Genomic DNA, 22164 nt, shown 5'->3' with positions numbered 1-22164 from the left:
AAAATATCGAAATTACCCGTCCGCCGCTAGGTCCAGTAGCAAGCTACCTTTCCCCGCTCGACTTGCATGTGTTAAGCCTGCCGCCAGCGTTCAATCTGAGCCATGATCAAACTCTTCAGTTAAAATCATTTTGCACCTTATTTATAGACAAGGTGCCAATTCTGGCTCATCAATTACTGACTTAAATTTCGCTCAAATAAACTTCGAGTAATTTAAACCAATCAATCAATGAAAATTATTTCGATTAATCAATCAGTAAAAATCCACACAAGTTGTTCTTCAATTCTCTTAATGATCTTCTTCCTGGTTCGTCACCAGCAAGCTAGGTCGGCTATATTACTCTTAATCTCTTAAAAGTCAACAGGTAATTTCGATATTTTTAAAACTTATCTTTCAAACCAACTTAACATCAAATTCATCACTTAAAGCAACCAACTTAATCTCAAGTAACTGTTTTTCAACAAGTTTCTATCTGCATCACCGCCGATGGATGTGCATTATAGACCATTAACTTACCTTTGCAATACCTTTTTTAATATTAGCGCAACGATAGTTCGCTTTTTGATCAAAAATGATAAAAATATTCATTTTTTATATAAACACGGTTGTAAAAGCATCAATTTATCTAGGATTTTCTCATCTTGATTCTTCTCTTGCCATCTTAATGGACGGCAATCGATATATTCACAATATCCACCTTCTCCTTGAAGGCATTGATCATTCCAACTTAGCTGGTAACGGAAACTTCCAATATATCCAGCAGCGAATCCAAATTTGTAATCACCACGACTTTCTGCATAGAGTTCGAAAATTACTTTTCCATTTTTTTTACATTGCCAAGAAAACTCTCGAGGTAAATACATTTCACGTCCATGTGGTGTTTCAACCTTTGGATAAACCCGATGGATATGGAAATTAACATCTTCCGTAAATGTGACAGCAGGCTTTCCTAGCTCTTGAATATCTAAACGTGAAAACAGAATAATATTCCATTGATTTCTTATTTGAGAAAGTGTGATTTGTGTTGTTTCATTTAAATTAATAATCTGGCAGGTATAAAAACATAAAGATAAGAAAGGTAAATGCAAGGCCCGAGCATGTTTAAAACGTCCTAATCCATTGACTTCATATTTCTGCCCTTTATATAAAATCTCTCCTTCACAATGACACAAAACAGACCAGTAGTCAGATATTCCCCACTGTAGTGCTGAAGAATTGGAAATATCAGAAGGTGTTTGGACAACTAAGTCACAACTCATTTCAGAATCTGTTCGTCTAAGCTGAACTCTTGGAATTTGCCATTCAATAAGATCTGTTTTATCAAATTGGTAACTATTAGGAGTAAGTTGACATTGTCTTCGGATAGAATAGGTTTTTAAGTGACTTACACTGTGTAGGCTGTTACTCACCAGTACTGTTGCTGTATCAATTGCTGAAGTCACAATACTGTTTGCGTTATAGCAAAGTGGAATTCTAGGCTGCCCGATTAGACTAATATAATTAAAATAACGAAGTGGGGCCGGTAAATTTGGAAGGATTAAGCCTTGATAGACAACTTTAAAGAAGCCTCTAGCGGGTTGATAAACAACACCCTCATTTGAGTTGAGGCTCAGTTGCTGTAATTGATTTATTGGACTCATCAACTTAGGCATACTGAACCTCATCTAATTTATGTTTTGATAGTCTCGTTATTTTTTTTAGCTAAAAGTGTGGTAACAAAACCTGATAGAGCATAGATGATTGAAACAATCAGAATACCCATTGGGATATTATAAGTGATTGCTGCAAAAATCAGTACTACCGGCAACATAACTACAAAAGGAACACGTTTGCGGTCCATTTGCTTAAATGAATAATATTTAATATTGGAAATCATAAGTAAACCAACAACAACCATGATTACCGCATTAATGACCTGAATCGCAATATCACGTAAATCGAAAATAAACGGATAATCACGAGCCACCCATACAAGCGAAATAATGATAATTGCAGCTAATGGACTTGCAATACCAATAAAATAGCGTTTATCAACTACTCCAATTTGAACATTAAAACGCGCCAAACGGAATGCTGCACAAGCCGTATAAACAAAACAGCATGCTAAGCCGATGCGACCTAAATCATGGAGACTCCAGCTATACATTAGCATTGCTGGCGCCACACCAAATGCTAACAAATCAGATAAAGAATCATATTGCTCACCAAAAGCACTTTGAGCACCAATAGCTCGGGCAACACGACCATCTAATCCATCGAACAAAGCAGCAAGAAAAATAGCATAGATCGCTTGTGTAAATTCGCCATTCATACTTGCAATAATGGAATAGAAACCAGACAACAAAGCGGCTGTCGTGATTAAGTTAGGCCAAAGATAAATACCTCGGCGCTTCACTTTTTGTCCTTCCGGATTATCTTCTTCTTCAACCACTTCGAACGTAATCCCATCAAAAGAATGTTCATTATGAGTTAAATCTTGCTCTGGTTTAGGCGCATTTGTCATTATTTTCTATTCCAAACATGTGCATTGATTTAGATTAATTATTACTCACCCACTAACCAGCGAACAGCAGCGTGACCACCTGTTTCTTGCATACGTAAGTGAGGAAATAACCATTGTAGGGCTTGGTCTGCTTGCTCAGAAAACTGCCAAGGTGGGTTAATTACCAATAAACCACAACCATTCAGACCTACAGGTGTGTCATCTGGCCATACACAAATTTCACAAATTAATTGACGGCGAATTCCAGTTTTGAACATTTTCTTTTCAAAACGTTCAATCATTGCGCGGTCTTTGATTGGATACCAAACTGCAAAGACACCTGTTGGCCATTTCTTATAAGCGCTTTGTAAGAGCTCAACCAATTGTGGAAAGTCTTTACGTTCTAATTCGTAAGGCGGGTCAATCATAACCAGACCGCGCTTTTCTTTCGGTGGAATTACACCGAGCAGACCTTCATATGCATCACGCTCATGTAAACCTGCACGTTTATCGCGAATGTTATGACGTAATTGCTGAAAAACATCGCGCTGCATTTCAAATATAGTCGCTTTGTCGATTTCACGCATACCTTGCAAAGCAAACCAAGGAGAACCCGGATAGCTACCTTTACCTTCTTCAGTACGTAATTCTTCTACAAGTTTTAAGTATTGCTGGATTGCTTCAGGAGCTTGACGCTTTTCCATTTCAGAAAGCTGTACAAGACGATGAATACCCGTTAGGAATTCTCCTGACTTTTGTGCAGGTGCTTGAGATAGATCATATTTTCCTGCCCCTCCATGCGTATCGATATAACGATAAGGTTTATCTTTAGCATTTAAACGGTTGAGAAGCTGTAGCAAAAGCACATGCTTCATAACATCTGCAAAGTTGCCCGCATGGAAATGGTGACGGTAATTCATGTTGACTTTAATTCCTCAATTCAACGAATAGTTTAACATGAAAAAAATATTCTTTCGTAAGGTTGTGATCATCTAAAATAAGGCTGCTTGATTTTCTTACGATCGATATGAGGTTATATGCGCTCTCGACCACTTCCTGACAGTTGGAATCTGAACCAGATTTTAGATGACTTAAATGCACATGGTTTTGCAATTGTAAACCATGCTTATTCTACTGAGTATCTTGCTCAAGTTGCCACAGAGTGTAGTCATCACTTTGATGAGTTCCGTGAAGCAGGGATTCAAAATGGTGTAGTGAGTACTATTCGAAGCGATCATATTTTATGGATTAATGAGTCACTTCCTATTGCCGAACAACATGTCGAAACCCTAACTTCATTTTGCCAACATCTAAATCAAGCTTTCTTTTTAGGAATTAAAGAGGTTGAAGCGCATTTTGCCTGTTATAACGCAGGTGAATTTTATGCATTACATCGAGATAATCCTCAACAAAAAAATGATCGTATTATTTCTACTGTTTATTATTTACATCCTGAATGGCAGGATGATTGGGGAGGACAATTACGCTTGCAGGACAAAAATGATATTTGGCACATTATTACGCCAGAACCTAATCGCCTAGTTATTTTCCAAAGTAATTTGCTTCATGAAGTTTTAGTTTCTAAACAGCAGCGTTTATCAATTACAGCTTGGCTTCGTAGTGGAAACTCGATTTGGGGTTAGATAAGTGCTCTTTAAATTTCTTAAATAAACCCGATATAAGAGCTATTGATTAAAAAGGGCGAAGGCGTATGTCTATTGAAACAAAAATGATTGTGAGCAGAATTGGTGAAACAGACCAACTCTATTTAACTGAGAATACGCCCGAACTTGCTTTGGAACGTGCAGATTTACGTATGCAGCTCGTTGTATTAAGCCGTGTTCGTCAAGAGCAAATTCATTTTTTGCAAGAAGCTATTGTTTTGCTTGAGCAAGCTCGTATGGAATACGATGAAATGCCGATGCGTTTGTATTTGAATTTATCTCTTCATTTAGCTAAAGCGTATATGATTTATTTTGAGCTAAATAAAGAAAAACGCTTTGCGCTCATTGCACAGCAAATTTTAAAGCCCTTAGCTCACCATCACCATAGTGATATATACTTTTTCTTGGCTTATGCTTCGGCAGCGCAGGAAAAACCAGCTCTTACCCGACATTGGCTTACAAAATATTTATCAACTGCTCAATGTGATCTTGAGTTGGTTCATGAACATCCGGTATTTCATCCAATACGCCATGAGCCATGGTATAAAGAATTATTAAAATTCAAAACTCACTAAAGTGTGAATTTTAAAAGGCCTGTTATTTATAAACAGGCCTTTTTATTTGGTTATTTTTTTACACTATCTTCGTGTAGCTGCTCATTAAGTTCATCAATGACGACAATCCACTCATCATCTTTTTCCCAATGGCTTTTTAGGAAATCACTTTGACCTTGGGACCAAAAAGATGCTTCATGTAACTTCTGCTCAGCGGGTAACTGATGCGTTTTTATAAAATTTTCAATACTCGCGTCATCAGCATCTAAACCCAATTGCTCGAATAAAAGTTGTAATGTCGGTTGCTGTTCAAACATTGTTATTCTCCCATGGCTTCTTTTCAATAATCTAGCAACAATAGATGTTAGTTGTATATCTAGGTCTATATTTTCTTGTTGTTTTTTGTGTGTTCTTATTAAATTTCAAATATAAAAAAGCACCCTACAAGAGAGTGCTTTTCCAATTCATTTAACTAATGAATTATTTTAGCATGTCAGCAATTGCTGCACGTTCTTCTTCAAGCTCGTTTAGAGTGAAGTTGATACGCTCACGGCTGAATTCATCGATTTCTAAACCTTGAACGATTTTGTATTCACCGTTTTCAGTTGTTACAGGGAAACCGAACATAACGCCTTCAGGAATACCATAAGAACCATCAGATGGAATACCCATAGTTACCCACTTGCCGTTTGTACCAAGTGCCCAATCGCGCATATGGTCGATTGCAGCGTTAGCAGCAGAAGCAGCAGAAGACAAACCACGCGCTTCGATAATCGCAGCACCACGTTTACCAACAGTTGGAAGGAATACGTCTTTGTTCCAAGCTGGATCGTTGATCTTGTCTTTTAAGCTTTCACCATTTGCAGTAGCAAAACGGTAGTCAGCATACATTGTTGGAGAGTGGTTACCCCAAACTGTTAATTTTTCGATGTCAGCAACTGCAACACCAGCTTTTTGAGCAACTTGAGTCAATGCACGGTTGTGGTCAAGACGTAACATTGCTGTGAAGTTTTTCGCTGGAAGATCTGGAGCAGATTTCATTGCGATGTAAGCGTTTGTATTTGCAGGGTTACCTACAACTAATACTTTAACGTCACGGCTAGCAACTTCGTTTAATGCTTGACCTTGGCCAATGAAGATTTCACCGTTAACTTTTAACAAGTCAGCACGTTCCATACCAGGACCACGTGGGCGAGAACCAACTAATAATGCATAGTCAGCATCTTTAAATGCAACTTTAGGATCATCAGTCCCGATCATGCCAGCCAATAAAGGGAAAGCACAGTCATCAAGTTCCATCATTACGCCTTTAAGCGCTTGTTGTGCTTTTTCAACTGGAACTTCAAGCAATTGTAAAATAACAGGTTGATCTTTACCTAACATTTCACCGCTTGCGATACGGAATAATAAGCTGTAACCAATTTGACCTGCAGCGCCAGTCACGGCAACACGAACGGGTTGCTTCATGTAATTGTCTCCAATGAGTGTCCTTAATCGGGCTAAATAGCGATTCTACTTAACCAAATCATCATAAACGGCAAAGATTGTACTCTAAAGAAGTTGCAGATGCATGTAAAAGCGACTCATTTTCACCAAAAGTCTGATAGAAAATACAAATTAACCTTTACAAATAGATTCAATGTATGGTGAGCATTTTTCTGTGAAATGGTAGCTACTCTTAATAGCTACCTTTAATTGTAATTTCACTTGGGCAATTAGAGACTACATGATTTGAACATTGCTTATATTGGCCATTTACTGTGTAGCAAACTTTAACTTCAGTAAGTACAACATCGGAACGTGAAAGTTGGCACGAAAAACGAATGCCATTTTGTGGCAAACTCGGGTTAAGCTTTGTAAATTGTTGACGTAATGTAGATTGTTGCATTTCTACATTACTAGAACTAGTTAAATTGGCAGGTATTTTTAATCGTTCAGCGAAGTTAATAATTGTACGGAAATACTGACTGGCGTTCATAGGTACACAGCCACCAACACTCTTCCAAAGTTGCACACGAGCGTTGTTGTCTGGCATCACTCGAGCAACAACTTTAGCTTGCAAGGGCGAAAGGGTGGCAGAACTTTCAGTTGAACAGTCCGTTCTAGTTGTTTCAGGCATTAAACCCGTAATTGTGAGTGAGTACCCTTCAAGACATTTACGCTGCTTCTGTTTAGAAGGATCTAACGAACAGACAGCAGGCGTCATCTGAACATGCATGACATAACCTTGCACGTTTACAGGTTCCGCATGTAAAACAGAACTCATCAATCCAATGCTTGCACAGATGAGCCACCATGCAAGTTGCGATATTGGATGAAGTCCTAGATATCTATATTTCATTTAATTAAAACTTGGTTATGCCAATTAAAAGAATGTTCCATCATTCATCATCTAAAATTAAGGTGATGATCGCATTGGAATGACTTTCATACGCTGTATTAGCGACTGAGCGCCTTGCCCCAACACCACTCCATAATGGGTCGCATTTGTCATGACATGCTTGACATAATCTCTAGTCTCAAGCAATGGAATGGTTTCTGTATATTGATCAGCTTCAATCGGTTGGTAATCGGGTTGCCAACGTCTTGCACGATTTGGGCCAGCATTATAGCCTGCTGTCGCTAAAACAGGGTTATTGCTTAACTGCCCTTGAATCATTGATAAATAAAATGTTCCATAACGAATATTGGTATTCATTTCACTTAACGCCGCCGGATTATATGTCTCCCCCATCTGACGAGCAATCAACTTTGCTGTATCAGGCATAATTTGCATAAGGCCACCAGCTCCTACATGAGAACGTGCCGAGGTAACAAACCGACTTTCTTGACGCATTAAACCATAAGCCCACGCAGGATCAATTCCAGCATTGTAACTATGACTTACGACATTAGTCTTATGCGGAGTCACATAACGATACATATCATTATGTTTATTCGTTGTACGATCTGCTGCGTAAATTGCACGATCATACCATCCCATATCGTGAGCACGTTTTGCCGCAGCCAATAATAATCCATCGTCATGCTGAAGATATGCTTGACGGACTGCCCAGTTCCATTCACGGTTGGTATACGTTGGATTTGCGTTAATACGTCTTAAAGTAAATGCACGATTAAAGTGAATATTTTGATCTAGACGGCGTAAATCGCTTGCAGTCGGCTCGTCGTTATATGGCTGATGGTTATAACGTACACCTAGGCGGTCTTTTGCAAGAAGATTGTGATAATCATCCCCACTTTCAGCTAATTTTTTATAAATACGCTGTGCCGTGTTTTTAGAGTTACTATCGCCACGTTGTTCTGTCGCACGGGCTAACCAATATTGCCAGCGATCTTCTTGTTTCTGGGAAACTGACATGCTATCAATCGCACGAATTAAGCTTTCCCATGCGCTAAAGCGAATAGCTTGTCGTGCATAAATTTCAGCTTCTTCAGGACTTAGCGGATAACCATAGCTAGCATCAAAATATTGAAGTACTTCACGGTTAAAGTTATTTTTCATCACCGTAGTGCCACCGATATAAGCCACGGTTCGATAAAGATACTTTTGCACGCTCTCTGGAGTACCTTGCGCTACACGCTGTACATTTGCAAAAGCATTACCTAAATCATTATTCGCTAAACGACCTAATGCGAAAATCAAATAGGCATAATCTACATCGTTGGTCTTTGGAGCGGTCCATAAATAATTAAGAGGATTCGCCTGAATCTGGTTGAGCTGAGCCAAAGAAAGATTCATTCCAAGACTTTGAGCAGTTGCAAGAGCTTGTCCTGATAAGCCTGAACGTAGCTGTACCCACAGACGCTGTTGCTTATCTTGGGTACTCATTAATGGACTGGTAAGCATCATACGGCCTAGCCCAACACAAGAGTCTGGTTGTGACTCAGTGGCTAACCAAACATCTTTATATTCTGCAAATACCAATGCATCACCACTTTTAGCTCGTACCTGTGCCAAAGCACAATTTTCGGCTGGGTCAGGGTTAGAGACATAAGGTAACAATGGCTGTGCAGATACAAAATCAGCTTGTTTAACTTTTTCTTCAACATAATCCGCTGCAAGCTTCTCTGCCATAGCAGATTGTGGATAGCGCTGCGCAAAACTTACAATTGAAGTTGGAGATTGAAATCCTAAATTACTGTTTAACTTCCAGTATTCAGGATAATAGCCCAGCACATCATTTTGCATTGCAGCCTGATATTGATCTAATAAAGCAGTATTACCACTATTGGCGGCATTTAATGCATCGTTAAATTGTTCTTCTGCGGCATAAGACAATGAACAACCAAGTAAACACACAGCTCCTAACCAGCTACGATGTGCATATTTATTTTTCATCACACGACTCTTGTTTGATGAGCTCTTTTTACCTGGTCTCATAAATGTGCTAAACCCTGACTATCCACCTTTAGGCATAGTTTAATTATTCTTCGTACATTCTTTTGTTGTGTTATGTAACTATCTGATTCGACATCATTAAAATTTATGTCATTTGTCTTCATAAATCATGTGCAGCTTATGGCAGTTTATTGTTATCTGTCTGGCTCAAATACTGCTATAATGATCGGTTTGACCCGTTTTGGGTCATTTTATTATTTATCTAGATCGATCTGTTAGGAGCCTACATGACGGTTCAAACCTTCATTCCCAATGGTGCCAAAGCTGCCTCAGAAAACACTGTTACCCAGCCAACGCACACCACTGATGTTTCAATAAAGAAATTATATATTGAAACTCAAGGGTGTCAGATGAATGAGTATGACAGTCACCGTATGGCAGACCTTTTAGGGGATTCTCACGGTTATGTTTTAACAACTAACCCTAATGAAGCAGATATTCTGCTCATGAATACATGTTCTATCCGTGAAAAAGCACAAGAGAAAGTATTTAGTGAATTAGGCCGCTGGCGCAAACTAAAAGAACAAAATCCTGATCTTGTGATTGGTGTAGGTGGTTGTGTTGCATCTCAAGAAGGTGACAACATTCAAAAACGTGCGCCATATGTCGACATGATTTTTGGCCCACAAACTTTACACCGTTTACCACAAATGCTTGACCAACATCATGCACAAGTGGAAAAGCCGAAAAAAGAAAAAATTAAGCTCGTTGATATTTCATTCCCGGATATTGAAAAGTTCGACTTCTTACCTGAACCGCGCGTAGAAGGTTTCAAAGCATTCGTTTCTATTATGGAAGGTTGCTCTAAATACTGCTCTTTCTGTGTGGTTCCATATACTCGTGGCGAAGAGGTTTCTCGTCCACTTGATGATGTGCTTGCAGAAATCGCGGGTCTTGCTGAAAAAGGCGTTCGTGAAATTAGCTTACTTGGTCAAAATGTAAACGGATATCGTGGTGAAACATTCGAAGGTGGTATTTGTACCTTCCCTGAATTGTTACGACTCGTTGCAGAAATTCCTGGAATTGGCCGTTTACGTTATACAACTTCACATCCACTTGAGTTCTCCGATGAACTTATTCAGTGTTATGAAGATTTACCTCAAATGGTTTCACACTTACATTTGCCTGTACAAAGTGGATCAAATGATGTACTTAAAGCAATGAAGCGAAATCACACTATTGATGTATACATCGACAAGATTGCTAAGTTACGTAAAATACGTCCGGATATGCATTTATCGAGCGATTTTATTATTGGTTTCCCAGGCGAAACTGACGAAAACTTTGCAGAAACATTGCAATTTATCAAAGATTTAGACTTCGATCACTCATATAGCTTTGTTTACTCAAAACGCCCGGGTACACCAGCATCTGACTTACCAGATACAACTCCTGAACATGTTAAAAAAGAACGTTTAGCACAAGTTCAACAAGTCATTAAGCAATCAAGTATTGAGAAAACTGATGCAATGCTTGGCAAAATTGAACGTGTACTTATCGAGAAAGTGTCTGATCAAGACCCTAATATTTTAGTAGGTACAGCAGACAATACTCGCTTAGTAACTTTTGTAGGTGATGCTTCTTGGGTTGGCCGTTTTGCCGAGATCGAGATTACTGAAATTAAAACTTTAAATTTAGTTTACGGTGAACTCTTGAATCTTGAGCCTGACGTGGCGTAATGTAGAGGTATTCTAAAGTCTACTGAAAGGTTTTCTCTTGACTGCAGCGATTCGACGTACCGTAACATTTCCTGAAATTTCAATGGAACGTTTAAAGAGCATCTTGGGTGCCTATAATGGGCACCTTAAGCAAATCGAACAGCGTTTAGATGTCAAAATTACTCATCGTGGAGATGTTTTTCACATAGATGGTGAGATAGATGCTGTTGGGAGAGCCGAAGCATTATTGCAACGACTCTACGAAGAAACTGAAGAGTCTCAGCAAATCAGTGCTGATCTATTACATCTCTTGATTCAATCTTCACAAACTGAACGTAATTTCGAGTTAGTTGGTGAAGAGATGGAAGAGCATGATGCGCCAATGGATGTCTATTTCCAGACTCGAAAAGGTCGCATTAATCCACGTGGTGCCAATCAAAAACGCTATGTACAACGTATTTTACAAAGCGATATTTCTTTTGGTGTAGGCCCTGCTGGTACAGGTAAGACTTATTTAGCAGTTGCCGCCGCAGTCGACATGTTAGAGCGTAATGAAATCCAGCGGATTTTACTTGTTCGCCCTGCGGTAGAAGCAGGAGAAAAGCTCGGTTTCTTACCGGGTGATCTCACCCAGAAAATTGATCCATACCTACGTCCTCTTTACGATGCCCTTTACGAAATGCTTGGCTTTGAAAAAGTTGCCAAGTTAATCGAGCGTCAAGTGATTGAAGTGGCGCCTCTTGCTTATATGCGTGGCCGTACACTTAACCATTCATTTGTAATTTTGGATGAAGCGCAAAACACTACGCCTGAACAAATGAAAATGTTCTTGACCCGTTTAGGTTTTGGCTCTCGTGCAGTGATTACAGGTGACATTACCCAAGTAGATTTACCTCGAGGCCAACAATCCGGTTTGGCACACGCCCTTCGTGTACTTGAGAATATTAAAGAAATTCATATTACCCGTTTCCATTCTCGCGACGTTGTACGTCATCAACTTGTTCAAAAAATTGTTGAAGCGTATGAAGGTTGGGATGGTGAACAACAGCGTCTTAATGCTGAAGCACGCGCTGAACGTAAAGCACGCCAAGAAGCATTAGTCGCTGAAAACGATACAGCAGCAGACCTGCAACATCAGGATGCCTAAGGATTCACTTTGAAAATCAGTTTAAGTTTACAACAAGACTTTCAATCCCCTGAGTTAGAGCTCAAACGAGCTCAACTCAAAAAAATTATTGAGACAACTTTACGCCACGTTGGCTACAAAGAAGACTGTGAAATTGGTGTTGCCTGTGTTGATCTGGAAGAAAGCCATCAACTTAACTTGCAATATCGTGAGAAAGATAAACCCACCAATGTTCTCTCGTTTCCAAGCGACATTCCCGAAGAAGTCCTACCAATGCTTGATGCATTACCACTAGGTGATTTGGTGATTTGTATTCCACTGGTACTACAAGAAGCTCTGGAACAAAAGAAAACTGCCCAAAATCATTTTGCACATCTTTTAGTACATGGTGTTCTGCACTTACTCGGCTATGACCATGAAATAAGTGATGAAGATGCAGAAGAAATGGAAGGTTTAGAGATCGAAATTTTAGCTAAACTCAATATTGCTAATCCTTATCAGGAATAACCAATTTCTCTCAAACTATTAAGAACGCAAATAGCTTCTTAATTCATTTTAAAATGTGGATATCCTAAAAGTTATCCACATTTTTTCATTAATGAACTTCAAACTCGGCTTCAGCTGGATCAAAACGCCAAGTACGTACAATACGTAGCTCGGAAATATCCTTCATATTTGTATCAAAACGACCAAACGGTGCTCCACGACGTACTGATGCCTTTGCTGCCTCATCTAAAACTGGATGTCCTGAACTTTCAAGTAAACGAATTGCACGAATTCCCCCTTGAGCATTTAAAATTACCATAAGGCGGACTTCACCTTTTAGCTGTTGCTGCTTGGCTTCTTCTGGATAATAGCGGTTACCGTAAAGCTCTACTTTTTCACGGAATTTATCTAGATAAGCTGCTGAGGCATCTTTCTTGGCTTGAATACCATCTACTGTTTTTATTTTTTGTTGGCGGCTGAAATCTTGCTGACGTTGCAAATATTGAGCTTCAAGGCTCGCGACCATTGCGGCTTTTGCTTGAAATTGGCTCTGTAACTGTTCAAGTGCTTTTTTCCTTTGGCTCTCCTCTGCTTGTTTCTGCCAACTCAACACAGTCATTAATACTTTTTCTTCAAATTTAAGTTCTCTTTGTTGCCGCACTTTTTCCAAAGTGTCTAACTGAGCTTCGCCAGTTGAAGCATCAGTCGGCATAGGCGTCGGAGAATTACTGGACATTCGATGAGCCGCTCGAAAAGTTCCCGAACCCTGCTGGTCTGCTTGAGCTAAAAAGTCTGCATGCTTAACGATCTCTCCTGTAGGACGAACCGATATCGCAATTTCTTTAGTCGATTGTTCTGATGGTGCAGGCATCGCAAAATGGATGAGCAGCACAAAAGTATGCAATAAGATTGCGAGTATTATCGCGACAATAAAGACTCGGTCTTGCCACCAATAATGAAAAGGCTCTATAGAAAGACTTCTTTTTTTCAACATAATCTTAAAAGCATATAAATGCCTTTTCCCCAGAGTATTAATAACCGAACAAAATACAAACTGATATTCAAATATGGATAAAAGTGTGATTCACTTCAAATATAGGTTTTTATCCATTTTCATTTTGTGAAAATGTATCAATTAAATTTGTTACACTGCAATATCAAAACCTGTTTTTAACATAATAAAGAGTGTGTTGTTTCTTTAATAATTCATCTTCTGGAAGTTCTTTTATGCAAACGCTATTTTCCTCATTAGTCAAACGTCTTCATAAAGTCTACCGAAAAGCTGAAGCCTTCATTGAGGAAGAAAGAGATTTTACATTGTCGCAAACTTTTCTAAATGCGACCTTAGAACGTTACGTGACTAATAATGTCGAGTTTTTAGATGATCTACATGCAGACCTTTATCATGACTGGTTAAGGCTATATGCCACAATGCATGTTAAAGGTTTAGAGACAACTTTATCTGTCGACTTAAAATTGATACAGATGGAATTCAACAAAGAACAGCAACTTATTGTATTTGAACAAATTAGTAATACACAAATTGTAGAAGCTAAATATAAAAATTTCTGGCAAAAGATTGCTGTAAAAGCTGCTATTTTTTACTATCACAAAATTCTAAAAAAAGATCCATTGGGCATGATTTTAGAGCGTTTTAACGTAGCCCAAGAAAAAGATGACCTTATCTTTCTAGACCTAAATCGTTGGTTCGGTAAAAAAGCCAGCATTATTGAAACTTTAGGAAAGGTACATATCAACTATGCTCGAGTACGTGAAGCAGAATTAGTCGTCTTTGGTAACGTCAATCTTGCCGCGTTACTTTTCCGAGACCAAGAAGATGATTTTGAAGATGATCTTGAAGACACTGAAATTACGCCAATACAGCAAAAAGATGCATAACAACTGTATGAGCTAAAGAAATTCATTGTTAAAAAACACAAAGAGATTACATATTTAGCATAAATCCTGATTTTTTCTCCATGATCAACAGGCATAATATGCAAAAGTCATAGATGCATCAGCACTGACCTTTCAGTCTGTACAAGGATATTTACTTATGGCAACAAAATTTCTGAAATCATTCAGCATCGCAACTGGTATTTCGACAACTTTGCTTATTGCAAGTTTCTCTAGCCATGCACTTGCCATGAGCCCATTTCAGGCAAATTATCAGTTTACCTATAATAATAAAGGCATGGGTTCAGCAACACGCGCACTTAGTCAACAAGGCAATAACTGGACTTATCTATTCACTGCAAAAGCAGGCGGAATTGCTTCTGCGAGCGAAACAAGTAAATTTAGTTTTGCAAATGGCAAAATCGGATCACAAAGCTTTAGCCGTACCAGTAAAATTTTAATTCATAACAATACTATGAATATTAATTTTAACCCTGGCAATAAGACAATTAGCACCAAGAAAGATGATAAAGCACGAACATTTGCTTGGCAGCCTGGCGTACTTGACGAGCTAAATGCTGAATTGCAAGTGCGTGAAGATTTAAAAAATGGTTCACTTAAGTCTTCGTATCCTCTTGCCGATGCAAAAGAAGTTGAAAACCGCCGTTTTGTAAAACAAGGCAGCGAAAAAATTAAAACTTCTTATGGCACTTTTGATACTGTAAAAGTTGTCTTAGAACATGGCCGACCAGATCGTAGTACGATTTTTTGGCTAGCGCCTAAATTAGACTACTTACCGGTTAAGGTAAGTCATATTGATGGCAAAACATCTTATGGTTTGTTATTAACAAGTTATAGCGGTAAAACGAATTAAAGCTTGCATTTTTTCGGATGCTTTTTAAAATACGCATTTGCTTTAAAAGCATCCGTCTAGAGGATTCTCCCGTGCACGCACTAGAACAGAAAATCTTAACAGAAGGTATCGTTCTATCTGATCAAGTGTTGAAAGTCGACGCTTTCTTAAATCACCAAATTGACCCTGTCCTCATGCAGCAGATTGGTAAAGAATTTGCCGCTCGCTTCAAAGATGCAGGGATTACCAAGATTATTACCATTGAAGCTTCAGGTATTGCGCCAGCAATCATGGCAGGTTTAGAACTTGGTGTACCTGTGATTTTTGCTCGTAAATATCAATCGCTGACTTTGAAAGACGATTTATATCGCGCCAAAGTGTTTAGTTTTACTAAACAAACAGAAAGTACTATTGCTATTTCAAATAAACACATCAACTCAAGCGATAAAGCTTTAGTAATTGATGACTTTTTGGCAAATGGTCAAGCTGCACTTGGTTTGATTGACTTAATTCACCAAGCAAACGCAGAGGTTGTAGGTGTTGGTATTGTGATTGAGAAATCATTCCAACCTGGCCGTGATTTATTGCTTGAGAAAGGTTACCGCGTTGAATCATTAGCACGTGTTAAATCACTTACTGATGGCACAGTAACTTTTGTTAAAGAATAAAATTGTTTCAATAAAAAAAGAGCGGACTTTCGCTCTTTTTTTATTTTTATAAAACTATAGGCAAAGCTTTTTTACCACTTCACCTAAACGTCTACCTTGTGCTTCACATAAAAGCTTTTCATCTTGGCTTAAACTTTGGTCATGTCTAGGACCACTCACATGGCTTGCACCATAAGGAGTTCCGCCAGTTTTCGTATTCGACAACGCAGGAATAGAATTTGGCAAACCTAAAATCATCATGCCGTGATGAAATAATGGAGGTAACATCGTCAACAAAGTACTTTCTTGTCCACCATGCATTGAACCAGAAGAAGTAAAAACGCATGCTGGTTTATCATGCAAAGCACCATTTAACCAAAGACTTGTGGTCTGATCCCAAAAATACTTCATTTCGCTCGCCATATTACCAAAGCGGGTTGGAGACCCTAGAGCCAAGCCTGCACAATTGGCTAAATCCTCTAAAGTACAATAAATATCGCCTTCTTCGGGAATGCTCGGTTCAGCCTCAGTTACAACTGTTGCAATATTGGGTACTGTTCGTATTTTTACACTGATACCTGCAGATTCAACACCATTCGCAATAAGATGCGCCATTTCTTTAGTAGAACCATATTTACTGTAATAAAGCACAAGAATGTAAGGTTGCATCGGTTTCATGAATTTTGTTAAAAAGAACACTATACGGTATTTTTTATTTTTTTGGCTTAGCCAATTTTATGAAATTTTAAAGGTGATTGATTTTTAAAGGCAACCGTAACAAATATTTGTAAAAGCTTTTTACTACCTTTTGTTACCATTATACATAGGGAACTTTCAGAATACTTTTTTATTCTTTAGGTTAAAGTTTTCCTCACACCAACCATAGTGTTCTCAACCGAATACACCGGTGAATATCAATCACCCACATCATGATTAAAAAAATCGGGATAGATGACGCATGTTAGAACGTTTTTTGAAGAGACTTCCTTTTTATAACAAGACCTGGTTTCAATTTATTTTATTCGTAATTAAGCGTTTCGAAGCTGATCGTTGCCGGGAACAGGCAGGCTCTCTCACCTACACAACTCTTTTTGCCGTTGTGCCGATGCTAACGGTATTTTTGGTTATTATTTCTTCAATTAAAGCGTTAGAACCAGCCAGACAACAGTTACAGCACTTAATTTATAGTAATTTTTTACCTAAAAGCACAATTGCATTTGATAAAGCACTTAATGCTTTTACTGAAAAATCTAGCAATTTAACTGTGATTGGCGTGTTATTTCTATTTGTCACCACAGTTTTAATGCTGACCACAATTGAAACTGTTTTTAATCGTATATGGCGAGTAAAAGAAACCCGTAGCGGCATTGTTGGCTTTATGCGTTATTGGACCATTATCTCACTTGGTCCGATTATTTTAGGCAGTGCATTTGTTATTTCATCAACTGTTGCATCTATGAACTTATTGAGTAATAACTTCACGGGCTATCAACTTGATGGTGCATTCTTGCTCTGGCTTATTTCTTTTGTTCTTACTGTTCTAGGTTTTTTCATTTTATATTGGACTATTCCCAACCGCACAGTCCCTCTATTTTCAGCAGCAATTGCCGCCTGTTTAAGTGCTGTACTGTTTGAAATACTCAAAAATTTATTTAGCTTTGTGATGTCAAACTTTACCAGTTATGAAATCATATATGGCGCATTTGCAGCAGTACCTATTTTCCTATTATGGGTCTTCTTATCTTGGAATATTGTGTTGCTCGGTGTCGAGGTGAGTTTTGCGCTTACTGCTTTTCACTCGGGTAAAGAACAAAAAAGACATCCCGTACTCATGCTACTTGATATTTTAGAATTATTTTATAAAAAGCAAAAACTTGGTGAAAGTGTAAGTGATAAAGAAGCATTGGCAATTTTAGGCCGTGGTGAGATTGGCCGTTGGCCCGCTTATGTGGTTTTACTCGAAGAGCAAAATTTAGTGAAACGTACAGATAAAGATGAATATGTTTTAGTGCGTAATTTATCTCAAGTCGATTTTTGGAGCTTCTTTACTGCATTGCCTTATCCACTTCCTTTACGTCCGGATGTATTAAATGTACATGATGATGATGAATGGATGGAAAGAATTGGCCCTGCTTTAGTAGAATCAAATGACTATTTAGCTGCGAAACTCTCAATTCCACTTTCAACAATTTTTGAAGAGAAATAATATTTAACTCACAACAGGGCTTAACCTTTGTTTGGTTGGCCCTGCTTTAGACTCATCACAACTATTCCAGATAGCACTAAAATACTTCCAAAAATAAATTTAATTTCTAATTTTTCATTTAACAACAAAACACTAAACAGCACACCAAATAGTGGCGTCAGAAAAGAGAAAACTCCTAATCGTGAAGCTAAATAATTTCTGAGTAGCCAAAACCATAATAGTAAACTTGCAAAAGATACAATTAAAGTTTGAAAGCTTAAGCTTAGAATTGTTAAAGCTGTTAAATGAATAGTTGTTTGACCTGTCAAAAAAGCGATTGAGATTAATAAAATAAAACAACCCGTTAATTGATAAAATAAAGTTTGAGTTGCTGGTGCTTGGGCTAAAGAAGATAAACGAACGATAATGGTACTCAGTGCCCATGCAAGTCCAGCCATAAGTGCATATAAATCACCTAATAAAACTTGCGCTATAGCTGGTGCATTTATAGCTGTGGTTGTAGGGTAAAATGTAATAATAATTCCCATAAAAGCTAAAGCAATACCTCCCCATTGCGCTCGGTTCAAGCGTTCAGTAGGAAATTTCCAATGTAATCCTAAGGCGACAAAAATTGGAGCGGTATAGAGTAAAACTACAGTATGAGAAGTCGAAGTAAACTTTAAAGCTTCGGTAACGAAATAAAACTCTAATGAAAAAAATAAAGCGACAAGAGCACCAGCTTTACATTGCTGATAAGAAAACAGATGAATCGAATGATCACGCCACAATAAAGGTAGAACTAGAACTGCAGATAAACCAGAGCGTAAAGCAATTTGCATAATCGGTGAAATATCTGGTGCTGCTATTTTCAGAACCACCTGTTGCAGCCCTAACACCATACATAAAAGCACCATTAAAGCCGAGGCTCTGGCATCTAGATTTTTGCGCTCTTCCATATAGCACCTTTCTTTATAGCGAAAAATCTGACTATAGAACTGTCTTATTTACATGATATAGTGAAAAACAGACAACACATAAGCAATTTCAGGCAATTTTCAAAGATGAAAAAATCAGCTCAACGTGTGCAGGATTTTCAGGAAATTCCTGCTCATAACGCCATCCCTGATTTGCTTTGGTTCCGTATCCGCAATGCGCCCGCAGAGACGGTTTACCCTCAACATGCACATGCATGGGGTGAATTTATTTATGCGTTTAGTGGTGTACTCGAAGTTAATATTGATCAAATTAATTATTTAACTCCGCCTCCTAATGGGATTTGGTTACCGCCTTATACCAAACATAGCGGAATTAACCGCAACCAAGTGACTCATGCAACTTTATATGTTCATGAAAGTCTGTGCCAAAAGTTACCGCAGAAAGCCGGTATCCTATTAACATCCCCACTTGTACCTGCTTTACTCGATCACTTGAGGCAAAATCCCCAAGATGAAACCCGGATCGAATATATACGGCTACTCCAAGTTTTATTAGATCAACTCATAAAAGCGGATTTGGTCGGTAGTTATTTACCTACAACAAATCATCCAGCCTTAGCCAAAATACTAAATGATTTACATCAATGTCCTGCTGACAATAGTACTTTGCAAGAAATTGCTGAACGGAACAATATGACCGAAAGAACGTTAGCTCGTTACAGTCAAAAAGAGTTAGGAATGTCTTTACATGAGTGGAGACAAAGACTAAAAGTCATGAAAGCGATGACTATGCTCAATCAAGGTAAAACCATAGAAAATATTGCTTTTGATTTAGGCTACGCCAGTGCATCAGCATTTATATATATGTTTAAACGTTGGATGGGTTTTACACCAGACCAGTTCCGAAAGCTCTATCAATAAATTAATGTTGGGTATAATAAAAAACCCTATTATTGGTTCAATAATAGGGTTCAAAACTTAGTGAGGTAAATCAAATTATGCTTTCACAAAGGTTTCCCAAATAAAATCCTGAGTCGCACCTTTCAAAGTCATTTTTAGCTGATCACCAGCATGTAATGGTCCTACACCCGCTGGCGTGCCAGTCATAATGACATCGCCCGGTTCAAGTGAGAACACCTGATTAATATCTGTTAATAGATAAGCTATATTAAACATGAGTAAGGCGGTATTACCATCTTGACGCAGTTCATTATTAATATGGAAAGTAAATTTAGTTTCTTCCCAATTCTTAATTTCACTTACATCTACCCAGTCCGCAAGTACGCATGAGCCATCAAATGCTTTTGCTCTTTCCCAAGGTTGACCTTTATCTTTTAATTCATTTTGTAAGTCACGTAATGTTAAATCCAATCCTAAAGTCACTGCACCAATAGCTTGTAGTACTTTTTGCGGATCGGTTTCTCCTTTTAGTGGCTGATCAATACGTAAAACAAACTCACATTCGAAATGACAGCTACCCCAAGCAGGATTCCATGAAATACCGTCATCCAAACCAATCAAACTACTTGGAGGCTTGATAAACAATACTGGTCGTCCCGGCATTGCATTGTTCAGCTCTTTTACATGATCAGCATAACTTCTGCCCACACAAACGATTTTTGAAGGACGTGTTTTCATGAGGCTTCCTTTATTGTTGCGGCTAATAATTCCAATAACTTACTTCTTGAATGTATTTTCAAATATAGTTTGATCTGAAGCTTGAGCAAAGGCACGTTTCGGTACAATAATGACCGTTTTATTTTTTAACTCAAGCATATAAGTTAGTTTACCTTTGGCAAAAGTCTGTACATCACCATACTGTACAACTTGTTTACGGCCAGCGGCATAAAGCTCAAAGTAATCTTGGTATAAATCGATCCCCTGCTCGCTCTTACCAAATTGATAACGAACAAATTGACGTTTAAACATCATAGGTAAAAGCCAATAGCGCATTAAACCTTGCATAATCAGGAAAAAAATACCCAAAGCAACATAGTAGCGACCAACGCCTGATAAGCCTAAATAAAAACCCCAAATAACAATTGCAATACTAATAACAGGGGTTAAAAAACGTGTGAATTGTTTCTTTCCGAATGTCACCAAGCCAAACCCATCTTGAGACTCTTCTAAATTTAAATAATAACGTAAAGATAAAGCGCTTTTTTGCTCGGTCATCACTATGTATCAATATTGAATAAATCGAAACTATTAGAGCATATTCATCTACGCTTTAAAATGAATCAAAAGTGATTTTTTATTTTTGCTCGAACTATAAAGCCTTCACTCATACAAGCTGCTTACTCGTTTCATATATAGAACGTAGATTCATATTTTTAAGGCTTATTCCATATCTTTAAATTTATAAAATACTTCTATTGTCTCTTTAGTGGAATACGTCATGTCTTTCTTTGCAAAACTATTTGGCTTAAATCAAAAAACGACAGCTCAAGAAGATGTGGCTTTAAAAGCCGCTCAAGAGCTAGAATCTTCAAATGAAACTTCTTTTATAGAACTCATTAAGAACCGCCGCTCTATTTATGCAATTGGAAATAACTTAAATCAATCAAATGATGAAATTGAAAAGTTAATTCAAGAAGCAATCAGACACAGCCCTTCTGCTTTTAACTCTCAATCATCTCGCGCTGTCATTTTATTTGGACAATCACATCATAAATTCTGGAATACAGTTCTTGAAGTTTTAAAAAGTATTGTTCCAGCTGAAGCTGTATCTGGAACAGAACAAAAAATTCAAAGTTTTGCTGCTGGTGCAGGCACAGTTTTGTTTTATGAAGATCAGAACGTGGTTAAAGGTTTACAAGAACAGTTTGCAGCTTATGCTGATAATTTCCCGATCTGGTCAGAGCATTCAACAGCAATCGCACAATTTGCGGTCTGGAACATTTTAACCGAACAAGGTATTGGCGCTTCATTGCAACACTACAACCCAATTATTGATGAAAAAATTAATGTTTTATTTAATATTCCATCTGAATGGAAGCTAAGAGCTCAGTTAGTTTTTGGTTCTATTGAAGCTAAAGCTGGTGAAAAAACCTTTATTGATGATGAAAGTCGTTTTAAAACATTCGGATAATAGTTTTTTTGAATTTAGAACTTTTTAAAGCTGGTCGCCATGTGCACCAGCTTTTTTATTAGAATCCATATAAAATAGGCACAAAAAAACCGCTATATAGCGGTTAATTCTTCAAGTGGTGCGCTCAGAGAGATTCGAACTCCCGACCCCTTAGTTCGTAGCCAAGTGCTCTATCCAGCTGAGCT

The 22164-nt window shown here is 38.1% G+C and carries 22 protein-coding genes, 1 rRNA gene and 1 pseudogene; 11 read left to right on the top strand and 13 right to left on the bottom strand.

The genetic code is table 11. The features are described from left to right. The 4 genes and pseudogenes from J582_RS27125 to J582_RS21270 all read right to left on the bottom strand — a co-directional run. Positions 1-122 (bottom strand): 16S ribosomal RNA (locus J582_RS27125); the annotation flags it as partial. 443 nt (positions 123-565) lie between these two features. After that, a pseudogene (locus J582_RS21280) lies at positions 566-1652 on the bottom strand (DUF6670 family protein). Positions 1653-1669: 17 nt separating this feature from the next. Continuing rightward, on the bottom strand, positions 1670-2503 hold the full coding sequence (gene pssA, locus J582_RS21275) for a CDP-diacylglycerol--serine O-phosphatidyltransferase (protein WP_002050746.1): 834 nt from the start codon (positions 2501-2503) through the stop codon (positions 1670-1672). A gap of 41 nt (positions 2504-2544) precedes the next feature. Continuing rightward, positions 2545-3402, bottom strand: coding sequence for a 23S rRNA (adenine(2030)-N(6))-methyltransferase RlmJ (locus tag J582_RS21270; protein WP_004711861.1), 858 nt, complete (start codon positions 3400-3402; stop codon positions 2545-2547). A gap of 117 nt (positions 3403-3519) precedes the next feature. On the opposite strand from J582_RS21270, the gene J582_RS21265 reads away from it, so the two are divergent. Further along, positions 3520-4125: a 2OG-Fe(II) oxygenase gene (locus tag J582_RS21265; RefSeq protein WP_002050740.1), complete on the top strand. Its 606-nt coding sequence runs from the start codon at positions 3520-3522 to the stop codon at positions 4123-4125. A 68-nt stretch (positions 4126-4193) separates the two neighbouring features. Next, positions 4194-4721, top strand: coding sequence for a hypothetical protein (locus J582_RS21260; protein WP_002050748.1), 528 nt, complete (start codon positions 4194-4196; stop codon positions 4719-4721). A gap of 50 nt (positions 4722-4771) precedes the next feature. Here the strand turns inward: J582_RS21260 and J582_RS21255 are convergent, their stop codons facing one another. From J582_RS21255 to J582_RS21240, 4 genes are all read right to left on the bottom strand, one after another. Beyond that, entirely contained in the window at positions 4772-5017 is a 246-nt protein-coding gene (locus tag J582_RS21255) for a DUF2789 family protein (RefSeq protein ID WP_004711858.1), read from the bottom strand. Between the two features lie 163 nt (positions 5018-5180). Further along, on the bottom strand, positions 5181-6167 hold the full coding sequence (locus J582_RS21250) for a malate dehydrogenase (protein ID WP_002050778.1): 987 nt from the start codon (positions 6165-6167) through the stop codon (positions 5181-5183). Between the two features lie 211 nt (positions 6168-6378). After that, a complete protein-coding gene (locus J582_RS21245; RefSeq protein WP_004711857.1) occupies positions 6379-7041 on the bottom strand; it encodes a hypothetical protein in 663 nt (220 codons plus the stop codon). 57 nt (positions 7042-7098) lie between these two features. After that, positions 7099-9042, bottom strand: coding sequence for a lytic transglycosylase domain-containing protein (locus tag J582_RS21240; protein ID WP_031982322.1), 1944 nt, complete (start codon positions 9040-9042; stop codon positions 7099-7101). A gap of 287 nt (positions 9043-9329) precedes the next feature. On the opposite strand from J582_RS21240, the gene miaB reads away from it, so the two are divergent. From miaB to ybeY, 3 genes are read left to right on the top strand one after another with little or no spacing between them, the layout of a single operon-like run. Beyond that, positions 9330-10781 carry a tRNA (N6-isopentenyl adenosine(37)-C2)-methylthiotransferase MiaB gene (gene miaB, locus J582_RS21235; RefSeq protein ID WP_002050781.1) on the top strand — a complete coding sequence of 484 codons (1452 nt, stop codon included), beginning with the start codon at positions 9330-9332 and terminating at the stop codon, positions 10779-10781. A gap of 37 nt (positions 10782-10818) precedes the next feature. Further along, the gene (locus J582_RS21230; protein WP_002050786.1) at positions 10819-11907 is read left to right on the top strand and encodes a PhoH family protein; all 1089 of its coding nucleotides are present in this window, start codon (positions 10819-10821) and stop codon (positions 11905-11907) included. A 9-nt stretch (positions 11908-11916) separates the two neighbouring features. Continuing rightward, a complete protein-coding gene (ybeY, locus tag J582_RS21225) occupies positions 11917-12393 on the top strand; it encodes an rRNA maturation RNase YbeY (protein ID WP_031982325.1) in 477 nt (158 codons plus the stop codon). Positions 12394-12481: 88 nt separating this feature from the next. On the opposite strand, the gene J582_RS21220 is transcribed toward ybeY, so the two are convergent. After that, entirely contained in the window at positions 12482-13366 is an 885-nt protein-coding gene (locus J582_RS21220) for an energy transducer TonB (protein ID WP_031982326.1), read from the bottom strand. A 233-nt stretch (positions 13367-13599) separates the two neighbouring features. Here J582_RS21220 and J582_RS21215 point away from each other — a divergent pair, with 233 nt between their 5' ends. From J582_RS21215 to J582_RS21205, 3 genes are all read left to right on the top strand, one after another. Continuing rightward, positions 13600-14271 carry a hypothetical protein gene (locus tag J582_RS21215; RefSeq protein ID WP_022576134.1) on the top strand — a complete coding sequence of 224 codons (672 nt, stop codon included), beginning with the start codon at positions 13600-13602 and terminating at the stop codon, positions 14269-14271. A gap of 157 nt (positions 14272-14428) precedes the next feature. Then, positions 14429-15142 (top strand): DUF3108 domain-containing protein, encoded by a 714-nt coding sequence (locus J582_RS21210; RefSeq protein ID WP_002050776.1) that lies wholly within the window; start codon positions 14429-14431, stop codon positions 15140-15142. Between the two features lie 71 nt (positions 15143-15213). Further along, a complete protein-coding gene (locus tag J582_RS21205; protein WP_002050789.1) occupies positions 15214-15789 on the top strand; it encodes a xanthine phosphoribosyltransferase in 576 nt (191 codons plus the stop codon). Positions 15790-15843: 54 nt separating this feature from the next. Here the strand turns inward: J582_RS21205 and wrbA are convergent, their stop codons facing one another. Continuing rightward, entirely contained in the window at positions 15844-16446 is a 603-nt protein-coding gene (gene wrbA, locus J582_RS21200; protein WP_185126866.1) for an NAD(P)H:quinone oxidoreductase, read from the bottom strand. 280 nt (positions 16447-16726) lie between these two features. On the opposite strand from wrbA, the gene J582_RS21195 reads away from it, so the two are divergent. Continuing rightward, complete coding sequence (locus J582_RS21195) at positions 16727-17974, top strand: YihY family inner membrane protein (protein ID WP_002050751.1); 1248 nt, start codon at positions 16727-16729, stop codon at positions 17972-17974. Between the two features lie 20 nt (positions 17975-17994). Here the strand turns inward: J582_RS21195 and J582_RS21190 are convergent, their stop codons facing one another. Continuing rightward, positions 17995-18909, bottom strand: coding sequence for a DMT family transporter (locus J582_RS21190; RefSeq protein WP_006580678.1), 915 nt, complete (start codon positions 18907-18909; stop codon positions 17995-17997). Between the two features lie 105 nt (positions 18910-19014). On the opposite strand from J582_RS21190, the gene J582_RS21185 reads away from it, so the two are divergent. Beyond that, entirely contained in the window at positions 19015-19809 is a 795-nt protein-coding gene (locus J582_RS21185) for a helix-turn-helix domain-containing protein (RefSeq protein WP_031982328.1), read from the top strand. 75 nt (positions 19810-19884) lie between these two features. Here the strand turns inward: J582_RS21185 and J582_RS21180 are convergent, their stop codons facing one another. Together J582_RS21180 and J582_RS21175 are read right to left on the bottom strand one after the other, a co-directional pair. Further along, on the bottom strand, positions 19885-20526 hold the full coding sequence (locus J582_RS21180; RefSeq protein WP_031982329.1) for a fumarylacetoacetate hydrolase family protein: 642 nt from the start codon (positions 20524-20526) through the stop codon (positions 19885-19887). Between the two features lie 39 nt (positions 20527-20565). Then, positions 20566-21063, bottom strand: a complete 498-nt coding sequence (locus J582_RS21175) for a YcxB family protein (RefSeq protein WP_004711841.1) — start codon at positions 21061-21063, stop codon at positions 20566-20568. A 223-nt stretch (positions 21064-21286) separates the two neighbouring features. On the opposite strand from J582_RS21175, the gene J582_RS21170 reads away from it, so the two are divergent. Then, entirely contained in the window at positions 21287-21979 is a 693-nt protein-coding gene (locus J582_RS21170) for a nitroreductase family protein (protein WP_031982330.1), read from the top strand. Positions 21980-22164 lie beyond the last annotated feature (185 nt).

It is taken from the genome of Acinetobacter sp. 1566109 (genome assembly GCF_000582255.1).
GTDB classification, from domain to species: Bacteria; Pseudomonadota; Gammaproteobacteria; order Pseudomonadales; family Moraxellaceae; genus Acinetobacter; species Acinetobacter nosocomialis.
This window is presented reverse-complemented; position numbering and strand designations above follow the sequence as displayed.

What these genes read in the sequence shown, in the direction of transcription:
- J582_RS21250 (WP_002050778.1), bottom strand. Translation starts at nt 6,167, where the DNA reads ATGAAGCAACCCGTTCGTGTTGCCGTGACTGGCGCTGCAGGTCAAATT.
- J582_RS21215 (WP_022576134.1), top strand. Translation starts at nt 13,600, where the DNA reads ATGCAAACGCTATTTTCCTCATTAGTCAAACGTCTTCATAAAGTCTAC.
- J582_RS21210 (WP_002050776.1), top strand. Translation starts at nt 14,429, where the DNA reads ATGGCAACAAAATTTCTGAAATCATTCAGCATCGCAACTGGTATTTCG.
- J582_RS21245 (WP_004711857.1), bottom strand. Translation starts at nt 7,041, where the DNA reads ATGAAATATAGATATCTAGGACTTCATCCAATATCGCAACTTGCATGG.
- J582_RS21260 (WP_002050748.1), top strand. Translation starts at nt 4,194, where the DNA reads ATGTCTATTGAAACAAAAATGATTGTGAGCAGAATTGGTGAAACAGAC.
- J582_RS21265 (WP_002050740.1), top strand. Translation starts at nt 3,520, where the DNA reads ATGCGCTCTCGACCACTTCCTGACAGTTGGAATCTGAACCAGATTTTA.
- miaB (WP_002050781.1), top strand. Translation starts at nt 9,330, where the DNA reads ATGACGGTTCAAACCTTCATTCCCAATGGTGCCAAAGCTGCCTCAGAA.
- wrbA (WP_185126866.1), bottom strand. Translation starts at nt 16,446, where the DNA reads ATGAAACCGATGCAACCTTACATTCTTGTGCTTTATTACAGTAAATAT.
- J582_RS21180 (WP_031982329.1), bottom strand. Translation starts at nt 20,526, where the DNA reads ATGAAAACACGTCCTTCAAAAATCGTTTGTGTGGGCAGAAGTTATGCT.
- J582_RS21255 (WP_004711858.1), bottom strand. Translation starts at nt 5,017, where the DNA reads ATGTTTGAACAGCAACCGACATTACAACTTTTATTCGAGCAATTGGGT.
- J582_RS21195 (WP_002050751.1), top strand. Translation starts at nt 16,727, where the DNA reads ATGTTAGAACGTTTTTTGAAGAGACTTCCTTTTTATAACAAGACCTGG.
- J582_RS21240 (WP_031982322.1), bottom strand. Translation starts at nt 9,042, where the DNA reads ATGAAAAATAAATATGCACATCGTAGCTGGTTAGGAGCTGTGTGTTTA.
- pssA (WP_002050746.1), bottom strand. Translation starts at nt 2,503, where the DNA reads ATGACAAATGCGCCTAAACCAGAGCAAGATTTAACTCATAATGAACAT.
- J582_RS21190 (WP_006580678.1), bottom strand. Translation starts at nt 18,909, where the DNA reads ATGGAAGAGCGCAAAAATCTAGATGCCAGAGCCTCGGCTTTAATGGTG.
- J582_RS21220 (WP_031982326.1), bottom strand. Translation starts at nt 13,366, where the DNA reads ATGTTGAAAAAAAGAAGTCTTTCTATAGAGCCTTTTCATTATTGGTGG.
- J582_RS21185 (WP_031982328.1), top strand. Translation starts at nt 19,015, where the DNA reads ATGAAAAAATCAGCTCAACGTGTGCAGGATTTTCAGGAAATTCCTGCT.
- J582_RS21175 (WP_004711841.1), bottom strand. Translation starts at nt 21,063, where the DNA reads ATGACCGAGCAAAAAAGCGCTTTATCTTTACGTTATTATTTAAATTTA.
- J582_RS21270 (WP_004711861.1), bottom strand. Translation starts at nt 3,402, where the DNA reads ATGAATTACCGTCACCATTTCCATGCGGGCAACTTTGCAGATGTTATG.
- J582_RS21170 (WP_031982330.1), top strand. Translation starts at nt 21,287, where the DNA reads ATGTCTTTCTTTGCAAAACTATTTGGCTTAAATCAAAAAACGACAGCT.